The sequence below is a fragment of the Leptospira limi genome (assembly GCF_026151395.1).
GTDB classification, from domain to species: Bacteria; Spirochaetota; Leptospiria; order Leptospirales; family Leptospiraceae; genus Leptospira_A; species Leptospira_A limi.
Map to the genome: position 1 here is coordinate 2,570,168 of NZ_JAMQPV010000001.1, position 14,725 is coordinate 2,584,892.

At 36.0% G+C, this 14,725-nt stretch carries 19 protein-coding genes; 7 read left to right on the top strand and 12 right to left on the bottom strand.

Going from position 1 to position 14,725, the window contains the following annotated elements:
- Positions 1–28 precede the first annotated feature (28 nt).
- Positions 29–1,903, top strand: coding sequence for an AMP-dependent synthetase/ligase (locus ND812_RS11865; RefSeq protein ID WP_265375629.1), 1,875 nt, complete (start codon positions 29–31; stop codon positions 1,901–1,903).
- On the opposite strand, the gene pepN is transcribed toward ND812_RS11865, so the two are convergent.
- Entirely contained in the window at positions 1,900–4,482 is a 2,583-nt protein-coding gene (gene pepN / locus ND812_RS11870) for an aminopeptidase N (RefSeq protein WP_265375630.1), read from the bottom strand. The two genes, ND812_RS11865 and pepN, sit on opposite strands and share 4 nt — an antisense overlap.
- A 41-nt stretch (positions 4,483–4,523) precedes the next feature.
- Entirely contained in the window at positions 4,524–4,793 is a 270-nt protein-coding gene (locus ND812_RS11875) for an RNA recognition motif domain-containing protein (RefSeq protein ID WP_100728010.1), read from the bottom strand.
- Between the two features lie 144 nt (positions 4,794–4,937).
- Between ND812_RS11875 and ND812_RS11880 the strand changes: the two genes are divergently transcribed.
- On the top strand, positions 4,938–6,608 hold the full coding sequence (locus tag ND812_RS11880; RefSeq protein WP_265375631.1) for an EAL domain-containing response regulator: 1,671 nt from the start codon (positions 4,938–4,940) through the stop codon (positions 6,606–6,608).
- A 351-nt stretch (positions 6,609–6,959) separates the two neighbouring features.
- Here the strand turns inward: ND812_RS11880 and ND812_RS11885 are convergent, their stop codons facing one another.
- On the bottom strand, positions 6,960–7,214 hold the full coding sequence (locus ND812_RS11885) for a hypothetical protein (protein WP_108959252.1): 255 nt from the start codon (positions 7,212–7,214) through the stop codon (positions 6,960–6,962).
- Positions 7,215–7,341: 127 nt separating this feature from the next.
- Here ND812_RS11885 and ND812_RS11890 point away from each other — a divergent pair, with 127 nt between their 5' ends.
- The 4 genes from ND812_RS11890 (at position 7,342) to ND812_RS18445 (ending at position 10,090) form a co-directional block, all read left to right on the top strand.
- Positions 7,342–8,025 (top strand): APC family permease, encoded by a 684-nt coding sequence (locus ND812_RS11890; RefSeq protein ID WP_265375632.1) that lies wholly within the window; start codon positions 7,342–7,344, stop codon positions 8,023–8,025.
- A gap of 363 nt (positions 8,026–8,388) precedes the next feature.
- On the top strand, positions 8,389–8,976 hold the full coding sequence (locus ND812_RS11895) for a hypothetical protein (RefSeq protein ID WP_265375633.1): 588 nt from the start codon (positions 8,389–8,391) through the stop codon (positions 8,974–8,976).
- 398 nt (positions 8,977–9,374) lie between these two features.
- Positions 9,375–9,848, top strand: a complete 474-nt coding sequence (locus ND812_RS11900; protein ID WP_265375634.1) for a hypothetical protein — start codon at positions 9,375–9,377, stop codon at positions 9,846–9,848.
- Positions 9,845–10,090: a type II toxin-antitoxin system RelE family toxin gene (locus tag ND812_RS18445; protein WP_407658517.1), complete on the top strand. Its 246-nt coding sequence runs from the start codon at positions 9,845–9,847 to the stop codon at positions 10,088–10,090. Before ND812_RS11900 ends, ND812_RS18445 begins: the two co-directional genes overlap by 4 nt.
- A 210-nt stretch (positions 10,091–10,300) precedes the next feature.
- Here ND812_RS18445 and ND812_RS11905 read toward each other — a convergent pair whose 3' ends face one another.
- The gene (locus tag ND812_RS11905) at positions 10,301–10,528 is read right to left on the bottom strand and encodes a hypothetical protein (protein ID WP_265375635.1); all 228 of its coding nucleotides are present in this window, start codon (positions 10,526–10,528) and stop codon (positions 10,301–10,303) included.
- The gene (locus tag ND812_RS11910) at positions 10,525–11,262 is read right to left on the bottom strand and encodes a hypothetical protein (RefSeq protein WP_100766322.1); all 738 of its coding nucleotides are present in this window, start codon (positions 11,260–11,262) and stop codon (positions 10,525–10,527) included. The genes ND812_RS11905 and ND812_RS11910 overlap by 4 nt, the downstream gene beginning before the upstream one ends.
- 155 nt (positions 11,263–11,417) lie before the next feature.
- On the opposite strand from ND812_RS11910, the gene ND812_RS11915 reads away from it, so the two are divergent.
- Positions 11,418–11,720, top strand: a complete 303-nt coding sequence (locus ND812_RS11915; protein WP_265375636.1) for a hypothetical protein — start codon at positions 11,418–11,420, stop codon at positions 11,718–11,720.
- A 4-nt stretch (positions 11,721–11,724) separates the two neighbouring features.
- Here ND812_RS11915 and ND812_RS11920 read toward each other — a convergent pair whose 3' ends face one another.
- From ND812_RS11920 to ND812_RS11950, 7 genes are read right to left on the bottom strand one after another with little or no spacing between them, the layout of a single operon-like run.
- The gene (locus ND812_RS11920; protein WP_265375637.1) at positions 11,725–12,105 is read right to left on the bottom strand and encodes a hypothetical protein; all 381 of its coding nucleotides are present in this window, start codon (positions 12,103–12,105) and stop codon (positions 11,725–11,727) included.
- Positions 12,102–12,371, bottom strand: coding sequence for a hypothetical protein (locus ND812_RS11925; RefSeq protein ID WP_100729028.1), 270 nt, complete (start codon positions 12,369–12,371; stop codon positions 12,102–12,104). Before ND812_RS11925 ends, ND812_RS11920 begins: the two co-directional genes overlap by 4 nt.
- The gene (locus ND812_RS11930) at positions 12,368–13,045 is read right to left on the bottom strand and encodes a hypothetical protein (protein ID WP_265375638.1); all 678 of its coding nucleotides are present in this window, start codon (positions 13,043–13,045) and stop codon (positions 12,368–12,370) included. Before ND812_RS11930 ends, ND812_RS11925 begins: the two co-directional genes overlap by 4 nt.
- Positions 13,046–13,052: 7 nt before the next feature.
- Positions 13,053–13,394: a hypothetical protein gene (locus tag ND812_RS11935; RefSeq protein ID WP_265375639.1), complete on the bottom strand. Its 342-nt coding sequence runs from the start codon at positions 13,392–13,394 to the stop codon at positions 13,053–13,055.
- On the bottom strand, positions 13,391–13,876 hold the full coding sequence (locus tag ND812_RS11940) for a M15 family metallopeptidase (protein WP_265375640.1): 486 nt from the start codon (positions 13,874–13,876) through the stop codon (positions 13,391–13,393). Before ND812_RS11940 ends, ND812_RS11935 begins: the two co-directional genes overlap by 4 nt.
- Positions 13,877–14,344: a hypothetical protein gene (locus ND812_RS11945; protein WP_265375641.1), complete on the bottom strand. Its 468-nt coding sequence runs from the start codon at positions 14,342–14,344 to the stop codon at positions 13,877–13,879.
- A 38-nt stretch (positions 14,345–14,382) separates the two neighbouring features.
- A complete protein-coding gene (locus ND812_RS11950; protein WP_100729023.1) occupies positions 14,383–14,724 on the bottom strand; it encodes a hypothetical protein in 342 nt (113 codons plus the stop codon).
- Between the last annotated feature and the right edge of the window lies 1 nt (position 14,725).

Genomic DNA, 14,725 nt, shown 5'->3' on the forward strand with positions numbered 1-14,725 from the left:
TTAGTCCCTACGGAGATAGATTTGATTCATGAAAAATTTCACAACGCTGAATGATGTATTTTATTATGCCAAGAGAACCTATGGTTCCAAGGAGATGTTCTTTGCAAAAGACAATGCAAAAAATTTCAAAGGACGTACTTTTTCCGACATCTTTCACGAAGCAGAAAATTTAGCCTTATCCCTTTTACAAATGGGCTTACAACCTGGAGATCGTATTGGTCTTATGGCTGATAACCGAACCGAATGGGCCATTGCAGACATTGCCACTCTTCTAAATGGAGCAGTCAATGTTCCAAGAGGATCGGACTCCACGGCACAGGAAATCGAATACATCCTAAGCCATTCCGAAAGTAAGTATTGTTTTGTAGAACATGAAAAACTCTACGACATGCTCAAGCCAATATTATCCAATACAAAAGTGGAAAAGGTGATCATCTTAGATCCAAACTTTGTCTCTAAAGATTCTTTTGCGATTAGTTTACCAACACTAGTGAAGGAAGGTGAATCACTTCGAAAGAACCTTCCTTCTTTAGAATTACGATCCAAACAAGTAAAACCAGATGATTTATTTACCATCATTTATACTTCCGGTACAACAGGAATGCCAAAGGGTGTGATGTTAACCCACCAAAATATGGTGTACAATGTGGTAAAGGTTCCGCCTCGAGTCGGCCTTAGGTCCTCTGACCGAACACTTTCCATCTTACCTGTATGGCATATTTTTGAAAGAGCCATTGATTATGCGATCATTGCAGAAGGTGCTTCCATCGCCTATACAAACATTAGAGACCTACGTGACGATTTTCAAAAAATCAAACCAAGTTTTATGGCATCCGCTCCGAGACTTTGGGAAAACTTATACTTAGGTATCAAACAAAAACTGGAAAAGGCTCCAGAAAACAAAAAGAAACTTTTTGATTTTGCATATGATATCTGTAAAAAATTCAAAGATGGACAAGATTATTTAGCAGGAAATAAATTACTCACTAAAGAAGAGTCTCCATTTGAAAGGATGAAAAACACTACCATCTCCATTGGTTATGTGCTCAATTTATTTTTACTCGCTAAAGTTCTGGATGGACTCGTGTTTTCCAAAATCAGAGATGTTTTAGGTGGCCATTTGATTGGAACCATTTCAGGTGGTGGCGCTTTACCTTCCCATGTAGACGAATTTTTTAATGTCATTGGGATCCCTGTCTATGAAGGGTATGGAATGACAGAATGTGCCCCCATTATCTCTGTTAGGTCCGTTGGACATGTTGTCCAAGGTTCAGTTGGAAAATGGCCTGATGGAACAGTAGTCAAAATTGTGAATGAACAAGGAGAATCTGTTCCCAAAGGAAAAATGGGTGTCATTCATATCAAAGGACCTCAAGTGATGAAGGGTTATTACAAAAACGAAGAAGCCACAAAAAAAGCAATCGTAGATGGTTGGATGAATACAGGTGACCTAGGTTTTATTTCCTTTAATGATACACTTTCAGTTCGTGGAAGAGTGAAAGACACGATTGTATTACTTGGTGGAGAAAACGTAGAACCAGTTCCCATTGAAAATTTACTTTTAGAAAATGCCATGATCAACCAAGTGATTGTGGTAGGCCAAGACCAAAAATCCTTAACAGCTTTGATTTGGCCTGATAAAGACCGAATGAAGGAAGCCGGATTACAATGGAAAGATGGTGAGGACCTCAACCAAAATAAGGATGTAAGGTTGTATTACCAAAACATTGTTAAAAAACAAATCTCTTCTGAAAATGGATTCAAATCATTTGAAAAACTCTCTGATTTTCGTTTTTTACCGAAAGCGATGGAAGTTGGTGATGAACTCACCAACCTTTTCAAAATGAAACGAAATGTCATACATGACAAGTACAAAGATCTCATAAAATCAATGTATAATTAAAGTGATTTAATGATTTTCCCCACTACCTCTCCTAAATCTTTTGATATTTGGGGGAGGTTTTGGATTCCCTCTAACTCTCTTTTGGCGATCATTGGCAAATTCCCTATTTGTTTGGAACTTTGTGAAAACAACTTTGTAAGTCCCGCTGCAATTTGAGGATTGATTCCATTCAATTGTTTGATTCGTTCTGCAATGACCACATACCCTTTCCCCTCTTGTTCATGAAAAGACAATGGATTTCTCGCAAAACTAAAATACAAAGATCTCACCTTATTCGGATTCTTGAGATTGAATTTGGAGTGTTTTTCCAACCGTTCTAGGTCAGAAATTCGGTTTTCACCAGTGGCCACTTGTGCCGCAAACCAAACATCTAATACCAAGGCATTGTGTTTCCACTGATCATAAAAAAGGGAAATCGCCTGCTCTTTTTCTTTGGACCCAATTTCAATTAGGCTACGAAGCGCAAAAATTTCTTCACTCATATGTTTTGCTTCTCTTTGTTGGGAGATGGCAAGGCTTTCAAACGATTTTTTTGGATGGTTTAACAAATAGTAAAGAGCTGTATTTTTTAACCTTCGTTTTCCAATTTCTTCCTTGGATTGTTTTGGAATCGTTTTGCGATTTTCTTCATACAAAAACTGAAATTCTTTTGTAAAAGTTTCTGCAATTGTTTGGATGGCAAAATTCCGAAGGAATTCCACTTGTTTATAATCGAAAAATTGTAGGTGTTCACAAAACTGAATCAATGAAGGAAAGGTTAAGTAAAAACTAAAATAGGTTTTGTCCCAATCCTTTTTGAAACTCGATTGAATGATTTCTAAAACATCGGTTAGGTTCTCTTTTTTGCTTTTATCCTTTAAGCTTTCAGACATCCATAAAAAAATTAGGTTTTGAAAGGAAAAAAACCTAGAGACACCGTCAGGCTCATGTTCTGCTAAAATCCGGATCTCTTCTTTTGTCATTTCTGATTTTAAAAGTACTGGACTCGACATCCCTCGAAAAAAAGAAACAATTGGTTTTGATTCGGAACCATTTGGTGTTTTGATTCTGATTTCATCGATAGTTCCTTCTTGGATTCGTTTGTTTTCAGTAATCAATTTTCCATTCGAATCAAATGCTGCGTATGAATTGACAAAGACAAGAGGCAAATTTGTATCCGTGTTGTCCTTTACTTGATACACCCATTCTTTACTACTTTGGTCAAATTCTTCCTCCACATGTAAGATAGGAGTCCCACTTCGGTGGTACCAGTTCCTTAGATAAGGAATTGTTTTACCGTGTGCTCTTTCCATACTGGAGATAAATTCTTCAAAAGTGACACCTTGGCCATCAAAACGAGTGAGGTAATCCTGAAGGCCTTTTTTAAATACCTCTCTTCCAAGGATTTGCGAAACCAGTCGAATGACTTCTGCCCCTTTTTCATACACTGTCACCGTATAAAAATTATTCATTTCCGAATATGATTTTGGAATGATGGGGTGAGCCATGGGACCTTGGTCTTCCGGGAATTGGTGTTCCTTCAAAAACAAAATATCTTTGATACGTTTGACAGCGGGGTCAGTCATGTCTTCCGTAAACCATTGGTCGCGAAAAACAGTAAGACCTTCTTTTAACGTTAAATTGAACCAGTTCCGTAAGGTGACACGATTCCCTGTCCAATTGTGGAAGTATTCATGGCCAATCACTGCCATAATCGATTCAAAGGTTTCATCTGTTGCCGATTTTTTATCAGCTAGTACAAGTTTTGCGTTAAAAAGATTTAAACCTTTATTCTCCATCGCTCCCATGTTAAAATCTTCCACGGCAACAATCATAAATAAATCTAAATCATATTCCAATCCAAAGGTATCCTCATCCCACTTCATCGCTTGTTTTAGGGATTCGAATGCAAAACTGACTTTTTCTTCATTACCCTTTTCGACAAAAATTTTGAGTGTGACAATCCTTCCTGATTTTGTAACAAACTCGTCTTTTGTTTCGATTAATTCTCCTGCAACTAGCGCAAATAAGTATGTTGGTTTTGGGAATGGATCCTCCCATACCACTTCTCTTTTGCCACTCACTGGTGGGTGTTCTTCTTTTAAATTTCCATTAGACAACATAACAGGAAAATAAGTTGGATCACCGGCAATGGTGACCGTAAACTTCATCATATTGTCTGGGCGATCAATGGAATATACAATCTTACGAAAACCTTCTGGTTCGTTTTGTGTACAGAGCATGGATCCAGATTGGTACAATCCTTCTAAACTTGTATTCTGATTGGGGCAAATGCGGTTCTCAACCGTGAGTTGGAAAACCTCACTTGGTGGTTCCATGAGTTCTAAACCTAAATCGGTGATTTTATATTCGGAAGGGTCAACAACCCTTCCATTCACTCGCAGGGATAAAAATTCCAAATTTTCCCCATTTAAAAATAAAGGGGAAATTTTGTTTCCATTGGACTTTACTTCGTAATCGGCTCTGACAACTGTGAGGTGGGGGTCTAAATCGAACCGCAAATGAACCTTTGGGGTGAACCAAAGGCAGGGAGAATAATCTTCTATTTTATGAACAGGAGATGCAGAGGATGAGGTCATCCTCCTTCTTTATTTGGTGGTGGTGGTAAGAAAAGAGAATTTTAATTCTGTTTTTCTTTTCTTTTGTCCTCGGCGAACGTAACTTTTAGGTTGCGACCATCCACAGGTTGTCCATTCATTTGGGCCACAGCTTCTTCCGCCTCACTTGGATTTGCATATGTGATAAAAGCAAACCCTCTAAAATTACCTGTCTCACGATCATGTATCATTTTCAAATCTTGGATCACTCCATACACTGAAAAAATTTGCCGGATATTCTCTTCCTTGAGGGAAAATTTTAAATTCCCTACATAAATTTTATTTGAAACCATTCCTGTCCTCTTAAAAAGAAATGCATGCCCCAAGTACCTTGGAACGGCTAAATTAGAACCAAAGAAGATAAATTGTCAACTGCAAATAATTCTTGCATAATCTGAAGATTCGGATTCATTTAAAACGCTTCTCCAGGAATCCCTTTGAACGAAAAACCTTACATCTTATGCATTGATGATGAATTCTTTATCCTCTGGAACCTGAAAGAACAGCTAAAGAAAGTCTTTGGTTCAGGGTTTACCATAGAAACTGCCGAAAGCGCAGAAACTGCCAAAGAAATTATGAAAGAAATTGATAGCAGTGGAGCTGATTTAGCGGTTGTCATCTGCGACCATGTGATGCCAGGCCAAAAAGGTGATGAATTTCTCATCGAAATGCAAAAAACCCATCCCCGTACCAAAAAAATCATGTTAACGGGACAGGCTCCTGCACAGGCCATCGGGAATGCACTCAATCATGGATGTTTATACCGATACTTATCCAAACCATGGGATGCACATGATTTGGAACTCACCATCAAACAGGCAATCGACGCTTTTTTCCAAGAAAAATCATTGGAAGAAAAAAACAAAGAATTAGCAGATTCTTTGTATTTCCACCGTGATACAAAATTTCCAAATTTTGAATCCCTAGCAAAAGAACTCAAAAACAATAAGTTTGCCAACACTAACCAAACGATTTTACTCATTAAAATTGTTACCTTCCCAACAATCATTAAAACATTTGGGATAGAAGTGTATCGTAAGATTTTTCGCAAATTATTGCAGCTTCTCACAGTACATTTACAGAATGAACACAAGGTTTTCCATTTGTATTCGGATGAAATTGCAATCCTGTCCAACCTCTCTGAACAAGCATTAGTTGATACCATTCGAAGTTTCCGAATGATGCTCAAATCTGATGAATTTTATTTGGATGGTGTCGGTTTCCATTTGGATTGTAGATATGCATCAGCCACGGGACAGGAAGATTGTTATTACAAAGCAAAACTTGCACTCTTCCAAGCAGAAATACAAAACTCAATGGATTTTGTATCTTATACAGAAGATTTATCAACAGACCACCACTTACAAAACTTCCAACTCAGTCAAAAAATCCATTCTGCCATTTCCAATAAGCAGATTGTTCCTTTTTTCCAAGGAATTTTAGACAACCAAACAAAGGAAATACGAAAATTTGAATGTTTAGCAAGGATTAAAGACAGAGATACAATTTTAACACCAGATGTATTTTTGAAATTAGCAAAAGTCACAGGAAGCATTCGCATGATTGGCTTACAAATGATTGATGAGTCCATGCAGTATTTTTCCAATTTCCCTTACGATTTTTCGATCAACTTAACCGAATCAGAATTAGAATATAAAAGTTTTAGCAAATGGGTTGAATCAAGGCTCTCCCATTACAAAATAGATCCTACACGTGTGACCTTCGAAATCTTAGAAGACATCAGTTTTTCAGAACACAAACATAGTTTATCCACCATTAAGGATTTAAAAACGATAGGTTGCCAAATAGCGATCGATGATTTTGGCGTACAATATTCGAACTTAGCTAGATTATTGGAATTTAACCCTGATTATTTGAAAATTGACGGTAAGTTCATCAAAAATCTTCCTGAAAACAAAACAGCATACTTATTAGTACAAGGTATAGTAGACTTAGCACGAGGAATTGGTGCAAAAGTAGTTGCCGAATTTGTAGACCGCCCCGCCATACAAGATTTAGTTGAGTCTTTGGGAATTGATTATTCCCAAGGGTATTTGTTTATGAAACCCTCTGCTTCCATTCCAGAATCTGCTAGTCTCAAATTATAATGGATTTGGTAGTTTCTTATAATAGAAAAAGAATTACGTTTGTCCAACCATAAATCGACAAATTTACGTTTGGTTCAAATCATACTCGTAGGTAGTGAATTAATCAATTTTGTCATACTTGGGAAGATTTAATCCAAATGGATTCGAAACTTTGTTTGGAGAATGATACAGAGTTAGTGAGTTTTTCGTAGATTTATTTTTGTGAGAATAGTTATATAACAAATGTTAGTCACTGGATTTTAAAACAGATTTTTGAAATTTCAGGAGGAGATCCTGATCATGTGCGATTCGATTGAAGAGAAAGGCTCCCTGGCACTCTTTACCAATGGAGCCTAAACGAACCTCAGTTTGTTATTGGCCAGGAATGGCTGTTGGGTCTTTTTTCTTTTTATCCTTAGACATCATCCCTTTGATCTTTTCTTGTGTTTCAGGATCTTGGAGTTTTTCTTTTCCCATTTGAATGGCTTTTTGGCCTTCTTCGGAATTTGCTTTTTCGATCAATTTATCCATAAGACCAGGTTCATTGGAACCAGCATCTTTCGATTCAGAACTTGCACAAGAAAGTGCAAACAGACAAGTTAATAAGAAGAGTATACTTTTTTTCATTCGTTTTCCCGTAAGTAAAAGAGGATTCGGTCATTTCTTGTTCCGTCAATGGAAAAACAAAATCGTTTGTAGAAAAGAAGCCCTCTTGTAAAACCAATCCAATTACGACCAAACAAAAGGTAATGGAATGGACCAAACATACTTAGACCGAGATGCCGAACAATTAAAGAGCCTCGGATTAAAATCAGAATTTGACCGGAGTATGAGTTTTTGGGAAAATTTTTCCCTCGGTTTTACATATCTGTCTCCCGTTGTGGGTGTATATTCCGTATTTGCCCTAGCCATCCAGGCAGGTGGACCACCCATGGTTTGGAACTATCTCCTTGTAGGGTTAGGTCAATTTTTGGTTTGTTTGGTTTTTGGCGAAGTGGTATCCCAATACCCAATCTCTGGGGGGATTTACCCTTGGTCACTCCGACTTGTGGGCGATAAGTTTGCTTGGATGGCCGCGTGGGTTTATGCTTGGGCTTTGTTTACATCCGTTGCAGCGGTCGCCGTTGGTGGTGCCCCTTTTCTAGGTAACCTACTAGGAGTGGAACTAGGTAATACAGGATTTATTTGGATTGCGATTGGTATGATTTTCATCTCCACCTTACTTAATTTAAGTGGAACTAAATTATTAGCACAGGTTGCCTTTTTTGGTTTTTTCTGTGAACTAGTAGGTGCAATCCTTGTTGGGATGTATTGCCTACACGGTTGTGCAGTATCATGGGCATCCGCCCCCAAATCAAATCTATCATTCTTTAATTCTTTGCCGATCGTTTTTTTTCAACCGGCGAAACATTTAGAAATCGTTTTAAAGCTAATCTAATAACTTTTGAACGATCCATTTCATTATTTGCAGCATATACTTCGGCTGCTGCAATTAAATCTTCTTCACATTTAAAAGTTACGGTCTTTTCTTTCTGTATCGCCAACACTCCCCACCCCCTTAGCCCCAAGTTTGGTAACTATCAAAAGACTACCAAGTGACGGAATTATGTCAACTACAAAGTAATACTTTTTGTTATTTTATATTTGATTTTATTAAAAGACAAGGAGACATTAGAGACATTATTTCTCCGAAAACCTTTCTAGCCGGGGAAAATTGGATTGAGTAATTTTTTTCTATCCAAGAAATTAAAATACGTTTTCACCGTTTGTGAGGTGTTTTGTGGTCGATGTAATAGATTCTATGAGTGATGAAGATTTCGGGTCTTGGATTCGAAAACAAGTGATGCGTGATTTGTTCTTTACTGATTTTATTCAAGAGTTGATCCATGATGGAGAACTCAAAGATTCAATGAAATCATACAACGATTTCTACAATTTTTATAAAGATCGCAAAGAAAACACAAGTCAATTAGAATCATTGAATGAAGCTCTTAATCAATTTCTGATATATAAAGAAAAAAATGGTTTTTTGGCTGAGAAGGATTTTGTAGAAATTTATGAAAACGCCTTAAAAGCTAGATTTAGTATTTTGTCTCTCATTAGAAAAGTCAATGATTCTATCTCAATCAAAAATCCGGATGATATTAATTTATATGAAACATTAGATTCAATATCTAGCGAACTAAATAGTCTCATTGTTTTGTTTGAAGACATCTCTTTTGATCATATAGAGAAATTTGATGAACATGCTTTGGACGGGATGAGATCAAAAATCTTCTATCCTTTGCTTCCAAGGGAGAGAATTGAATTTGAATTAATGGAAATTGCTAGGGATGAATTCAGGAAGGAAAAACTTCGGAACAAAAAGAAGGAATCCCGGAAGGCCTGACAAAAAACTAGTGTTTCGGACAGCCTTCCGGGTACTAGGCAAAATCGTTTTTTTGACTTAGGCGTTAGGTGGAAAACTGACCAGGGGACATAAACTTCGACATTTTGCTGAACTTTTTACTCAAAAGGGAAAACTAGAAAAAATGTTTTTTGGCTAGAAAACTAAATTGAAGTAAGAGGAAATGACCTTTCTTTTCAGCTGTTCGTTTTTTATCTATAAATTGTTATGCCCAATTTAGGTTTTTATTTGTCAAATTCGAGTCTAATATACTAGGAGTCTGAGTATTAATCTAGTTTTAAGATTATTAAAAACTAGGGCTTTAATACTTAATTCGGTAATTTTAAATTTTTTTAAAATTTGGAGATTGACTTAAAAACAATTTTGCCGATGGTTTACACATGATCGCAGCATTGGATTTTACTATAGCAGCAGTTTCTACTAAATTTGAGATTACCCAAGCGTTGAGTAGTCCCAAAGTAAGGATTATTGAAGTTGAAGCTAAATCAAAAGAAAAAGACCACTCCGCGGAAAATCTTATTAAAGAAATTCACGATGTTAGAAAGAGTTTGAAAACTGCATTAAATAAAGTAAACGAATACTCTCCACAAAGAGCGAGACAGATTTTGTCATATTTGTATCCATTAGAAGATAAATTAGAACTTATACCTTCCTATCCAAAGAAAAGTAAAAATTCTGATTCTATTTATGCGAGACTTTCTAATGAAATGGATCTGCTTGTAACCGATTTTTATGATCTGATTGGTCTACTAGAAATTAAGACTTTGTCACCTTCTCTCCGTGACAAAATTGAAAATCATGATGGAAAACCAACAAAAGGATCTAAAGTATTTAACATAAAAGATTATACATGATAATTTCTTCGAAGGCTTCAAAATATTTGAAAGACCTTCCGAAGAAGGATTCTAGACGAATAGCGCAGAAAATTCATTCCTTCAAATCAACTTCAAATTCAAACGTAAAGAAAATACAAGGTAAAGACAATTGTTTCCGGATAAGAGTTGGTGATTTTCGAATCCTAATTTTAAAATTAGATGATGGTGATTTCGAAGTAATTGATATAGGTCTAAGAAAAGACATTTATAAATCGTTGTAATTTTTCCTTCTTTGAACAACCAGGAAGGATAGACTGGAATCAACTTGTATACTTTGTTAGCTGGTCTTAAGATTACATTCGCTTTTTAGTTCTTTAATCTCATTTCTAATGAATTTCAATTCCGGACTAAATAAAGCTGAACCTGGCATTTTTGCCGACACAAACTTTTCTACTTTATCCATTACTAATACTAATTTAGATATTTTCTCTTCATTCGTCATTTTCTGTTACCTGGTAATCTTTTACTTCAATTGAATTTGGAAATAACTTGTTCCGAATCTTTTCTTGCCGTTCTACTTGCTTTTTATGCAACTGGAACTTTTCTATTTCCATTTTAAGATTCGGATCTATTTTTTTTAATAAATAAGGAGTTCCTTCTTTAAGTATTGCCTTTGATATAGCAATTGCAATACGACCGAAAGGAAATTTCTTTTTCATGATGATGGAATTTCAACTTCGAAAGGTTCTCCCCTCCAAGCCTTACCCAAAAATTTTACACCAGTAACCAATAGATTTACTGATTGTTCCGGATTTGCAGACAAGGCTTCCATTGCCCCTTCAGCAACTTTTCCTAGAACATCTGTAAATCGAAATCGATCTTCTCTAATTCGCTTACGAGCAAGAATTTGTTCTTTCTCCAATTCCCAACGCTTTCTTTCCAATCCAAACTCTTCATTTTGGATTTCCATTCTTCGTTTATTTGCAAACTCAATAGAATCGAGTTTCTCATTCAAATTTTCTTTTTGTTTGTTGATCCTTTGTTCTACTTCTTGATCGTATTCAGCGAACTTGTCAGAATACTTTTTGGTAACTCTTTCTAAGTCTTCAGCATAAACTCGATTCATTTCAAATGTGGCTTTCATAATATCTAGGGGAGTGGTCGGAAGATGAGGAGTAGGAACTTCCTCTTGTTTCTTTTCAAAAGGACTAAACTCTTTCAATGATCCAGAGCCAATTACATTTCCATCTTTCTTCAGCTCATAGTTGATAAAATGAGGATTTTCTAAGTTTGTATTTATTACTTGGAAGGAAGTTGGAATATCTTCACCTTTTATCACTACTTTTGACTTTTCAGTAAATAATTCTAAAGAGTAATCAGAATCAGGAAACTCGTTCTTCCTTTTTCCGTAAAGAGTTTTCATTTTGCGGAACGCATCGTTTGAATCAACCATACAAATTTTCTACCTTTTCGCTTAGTTTTTTGTAGTATCTTTGTGAAAACTAAGTGATTAGCAAGTAAAAACCAAGTGACCACAAAGTACATATTAAGTGAATGAATGATTTTTATAAGGCTTGTCAAGAGAAAAGTAAGTATTAAGAAAGTGCTATGAGAAATTCTATCAAGATCCAAGCACGTTTAAGCGAACATAATTTAGTTTTATCATGGGAAGAGTATAGAAAGGAATTTATAAAACAGAATGGATTTAATCCAACTCACTCGGATATCTTAGGATCTATTCTACATAAGACAAGTGATTATCAATATACTTACGATAGGCGAATAAAGTTTTTGAAAGATAAAAAAGAAAAAAGCTCTTTCGATTTGAAAGAGATAGAATATCTAGAGGAGATTTTAAAATTGAATGTGAGTGCTGAGACTCTCCGGAGTTCCGTATCCGGAGACGAATAACTTTTTAAGGCGAAGGTAAAAAAGGTATTTTGATTTTGCCTTTTATATAAGCATACAATCCTAGAATTAAAACAATTAGAGACAGTGCAACGATAGACCAGTTTCTCAATGCTTTTAATCCTTCCGTAAAACCTGCATCCCTTTGAAGATCAGAATTTTCCTTTACTGTGTTTGCTTGGTTTGCAATTGCAATACGTGCATTCTCATCAGAGGAGTCAATTGTATCGGCTGCTGCTTCTAGAAGCTCCGAAGTCTTTTGGTCTCCTAGATCCTTCTTTTCCTTTGCAGAGCTGCGTAGAAGGCTCGTCAGGGGCTTAGAAGATGGGTTTTGAGGAACGCTAAGACATCCAAAAAAGAAAATAAATAAACAAATGAATACTTTCATTTTCTTTTCCTCTTCAGTTGTGGCCACGTACCAAATGAATTCCGGGTACGCCACTTTTCCCAAGCAGTCGGATATATCGGAGAAGCAATAAATATGATTCCCAATATAGACAAAGACCAAAAAGCCGGGAAAGAATTATCTCCAAGGATTTTTACTTCAGGAGCACGCTCAAAATACTGAAGAATTGCATCTGCAATAAATCCTAAGAAGAAAATTGCAATCCCGAACTTATGTAAGAAGTTTAAAATTTTGTTTTCGCTTTTCATTTTTTTTCCTGTAAAAATCCAATGTGACAAGGTGCTTTCGATGGACCATTGATTGCCTTCTTAAAGTCCTGAAGTGGAATGAACGAATTGGCCCCGTCATGGTCCTTGTAATTAGTTAAAAGTTTTCCGAAAGGATCTTTAAGTATAAAACCAAGTATTTTTCCATTTAAGTCTTCTCTGTATCCACTTCCAAATGTTAGATGACCTTTTCCCGAAGGATACCAATCCTTTATGTAAAGTGAAATCATCAAAGGATCTCCTTTCTTCATGATTTTTTGAATTGCTGAAAGAGTAGCCTTTTCAAAATCAAATGTGAAGTCCGTGTCCTTTAGAATGACTTCGTTCATCAGTCTTTTATGAACTGCCCAAAGGAATCTTGTTTCTCCCTTTTTCATTACTTTGTCTAATGCAAGTTCATAAGCGACTTCATCGACAATAGTTTTTATAATTCTTCTTTCGTGTAAGAATCCACAGAACATGGAACCAGCAGATATAAAACACTTTGTAACTCGATCATATAGTAGGTGTTCGTATTTTTCAAAGTCTTCTAAATCAAAAAGATACTTTCCCTTTTTATCGAAAACTTTTCCGTCCTCGATGGTGTAAGGATTTATATTATCTCTTTGAGAGAGATAATCTGTTTTCGTTAAGAGATGATCTGTAAATGAATCCATCTTTTAACTAGAAGAAAAAACCGGCTGCAATCGCTGCTATTACCAAAAGAACACTTGAACCAGATTTTTCTTTAGCGTTCGTTTGAGTTGTGGTCACGTTTGCCTTTGGTGGGGTTTGGGTTGTAGTTGAAATTGGTTTTGTTTCAACTTTAATAATTCCAACACCCGGATTCATTGTTTGAAAATCCCGGATAGCTTTACCGGCAGTTTCTCCGATTGCTTTTCCATTTGAATCGACTTCAGATAGAAAAGAAAATCTCTTCTCTTGAGTGTTATACAATAGTCCTTCTACTTTTGGGTAGTTGTACTTCTTGTTTGTTGGTACATAAACATAAACTCGACCTTTCATTTTCGCTTACCTCTTAAACTATAAATTGAAATTCCAATAACTGCTACTATAGGGAAGATTATCTTGCCATTGAGTCCGGGAACAAATCTTCTCCAACCTTTGATTTGAAAATGCGCTGGATCTGGAAATTTTATTTTCTTCTTTGTTTTTGTGTCGATTCTCCAAAAATCCATTCCCCATGCTATATCTGAGTTTTTACTCAGTAACTCTCGAATGTCCTTTTCTCTGTTTGTAAAATTGACATTCCTTATATCAAAAGCTAAACCGTGATTATGTGGAGAATTCCCGGCGGTCGCATAAGTCACAATCTCTCCGGATCTCGTTCTTCCCAAAGAGTAAAGATAGGTTTGTCTTTCATTTGTTCTTTTAGTTTCAAACAATTCCGCCTCCGGAATTGTCCTCTTCAAATCTTTCCAAAAAGATTGAAGTCTAGAAGTAACTAGATCAATTGAATTGTTGGCCTGTGTTACTTCTAAACTCATTTACTTTCTAAGCAAAAGAAAAAGACCAAGACCTACGGCTGCATAGGTTCCGTACTTTAATCCATCTTTGACTTCATCTTTTTTGGTTCCGGTTGAATCTGCAATGGTTCGGATGGGATCAACTAAACCGCCTTCTTCAAAAACATACTCCTTCAATTGATTCAAAGATGGATGCTTTGATAAGATTGTTTCTCTAAATTTCTGGATCTCTTCATCCGTAGAAAAAAGAGTAGAAGCAAGAGTTTTCCGAAAGACAGTTTCTTTCTTTACTACAAAAGAAAGTCGTTTCAATTCTGCATTGTGCTTAAAGCCTTTGAATTGGCTTAAATAGTTGAAAGTATCAATATCAAAGCCTATCGGTTGTGTTACTCCGCTTAACGAGTAATCCAACGCATAACGAGGAACGCTGTTTTTACTGTTTGGTATCCATGGAACATCCCAGCCAGGAATAAAAGATTCCGTTGGCATGGTTTCTAGAAATCGGTTGATATAATAGTTTATATTGCTCATTGTTTTTTTCCCTTATTGTTTTGTTTCTTACCAAGACCCATAATTTGTTCATAAATTTTTAAAACTAAATCTCTTGTAGCTGAAGACTCATCAGAGAACTTCCTCATCGTATTTTCAGTTCTTTCTAAATTTTTATTTAGAGTCAAAAGTTCCGACATGACCTTATCATTGTTACGATCATGTTCAGATTTCACTTCTGTGATTTTGTCAGTGTTGGATTGTATCTTTTCGTTTAACTCTTCTTTGGTTTTAGCAATTTTCTGATTTACTTGTGAGTTTACATAGTAAATAGAAAATCCTGTCACAGCACCAACTAACTCTTGAAATCCGATTTCCATA

What these genes read in the sequence shown, in the direction of transcription:
- ND812_RS11885 (WP_108959252.1), bottom strand. Translation starts at nt 7,214, where the DNA reads ATGAAAAAAAGTATACTCTTCTTATTAACTTGTCTGTTTGCACTTTCT.
- ND812_RS11925 (WP_100729028.1), bottom strand. Translation starts at nt 12,371, where the DNA reads ATGAAAAGCGAAAACAAAATTTTAAACTTCTTACATAAGTTCGGGATT.
- ND812_RS11890 (WP_265375632.1), top strand. Translation starts at nt 7,342, where the DNA reads ATGGACCAAACATACTTAGACCGAGATGCCGAACAATTAAAGAGCCTC.
- ND812_RS18445 (WP_407658517.1), top strand. Translation starts at nt 9,845, where the DNA reads ATGATAATTTCTTCGAAGGCTTCAAAATATTTGAAAGACCTTCCGAAG.
- ND812_RS11900 (WP_265375634.1), top strand. Translation starts at nt 9,375, where the DNA reads ATGATCGCAGCATTGGATTTTACTATAGCAGCAGTTTCTACTAAATTT.
- ND812_RS11905 (WP_265375635.1), bottom strand. Translation starts at nt 10,528, where the DNA reads ATGAAAAAGAAATTTCCTTTCGGTCGTATTGCAATTGCTATATCAAAG.
- ND812_RS11945 (WP_265375641.1), bottom strand. Translation starts at nt 14,344, where the DNA reads ATGCCAACGGAATCTTTTATTCCTGGCTGGGATGTTCCATGGATACCA.
- ND812_RS11930 (WP_265375638.1), bottom strand. Translation starts at nt 13,045, where the DNA reads ATGGATTCATTTACAGATCATCTCTTAACGAAAACAGATTATCTCTCT.
- pepN (WP_265375630.1), bottom strand. Translation starts at nt 4,482, where the DNA reads ATGACCTCATCCTCTGCATCTCCTGTTCATAAAATAGAAGATTATTCT.
- ND812_RS11895 (WP_265375633.1), top strand. Translation starts at nt 8,389, where the DNA reads ATGAGTGATGAAGATTTCGGGTCTTGGATTCGAAAACAAGTGATGCGT.
- ND812_RS11910 (WP_100766322.1), bottom strand. Translation starts at nt 11,262, where the DNA reads ATGGTTGATTCAAACGATGCGTTCCGCAAAATGAAAACTCTTTACGGA.
- ND812_RS11940 (WP_265375640.1), bottom strand. Translation starts at nt 13,876, where the DNA reads ATGAGTTTAGAAGTAACACAGGCCAACAATTCAATTGATCTAGTTACT.
- ND812_RS11935 (WP_265375639.1), bottom strand. Translation starts at nt 13,394, where the DNA reads ATGAAAGGTCGAGTTTATGTTTATGTACCAACAAACAAGAAGTACAAC.
- ND812_RS11875 (WP_100728010.1), bottom strand. Translation starts at nt 4,793, where the DNA reads ATGGTTTCAAATAAAATTTATGTAGGGAATTTAAAATTTTCCCTCAAG.
- ND812_RS11865 (WP_265375629.1), top strand. Translation starts at nt 29, where the DNA reads ATGAAAAATTTCACAACGCTGAATGATGTATTTTATTATGCCAAGAGA.
- ND812_RS11950 (WP_100729023.1), bottom strand. Translation starts at nt 14,724, where the DNA reads ATGGAAATCGGATTTCAAGAGTTAGTTGGTGCTGTGACAGGATTTTCT.
- ND812_RS11920 (WP_265375637.1), bottom strand. Translation starts at nt 12,105, where the DNA reads ATGAAAGTATTCATTTGTTTATTTATTTTCTTTTTTGGATGTCTTAGC.
- ND812_RS11915 (WP_265375636.1), top strand. Translation starts at nt 11,418, where the DNA reads ATGAGAAATTCTATCAAGATCCAAGCACGTTTAAGCGAACATAATTTA.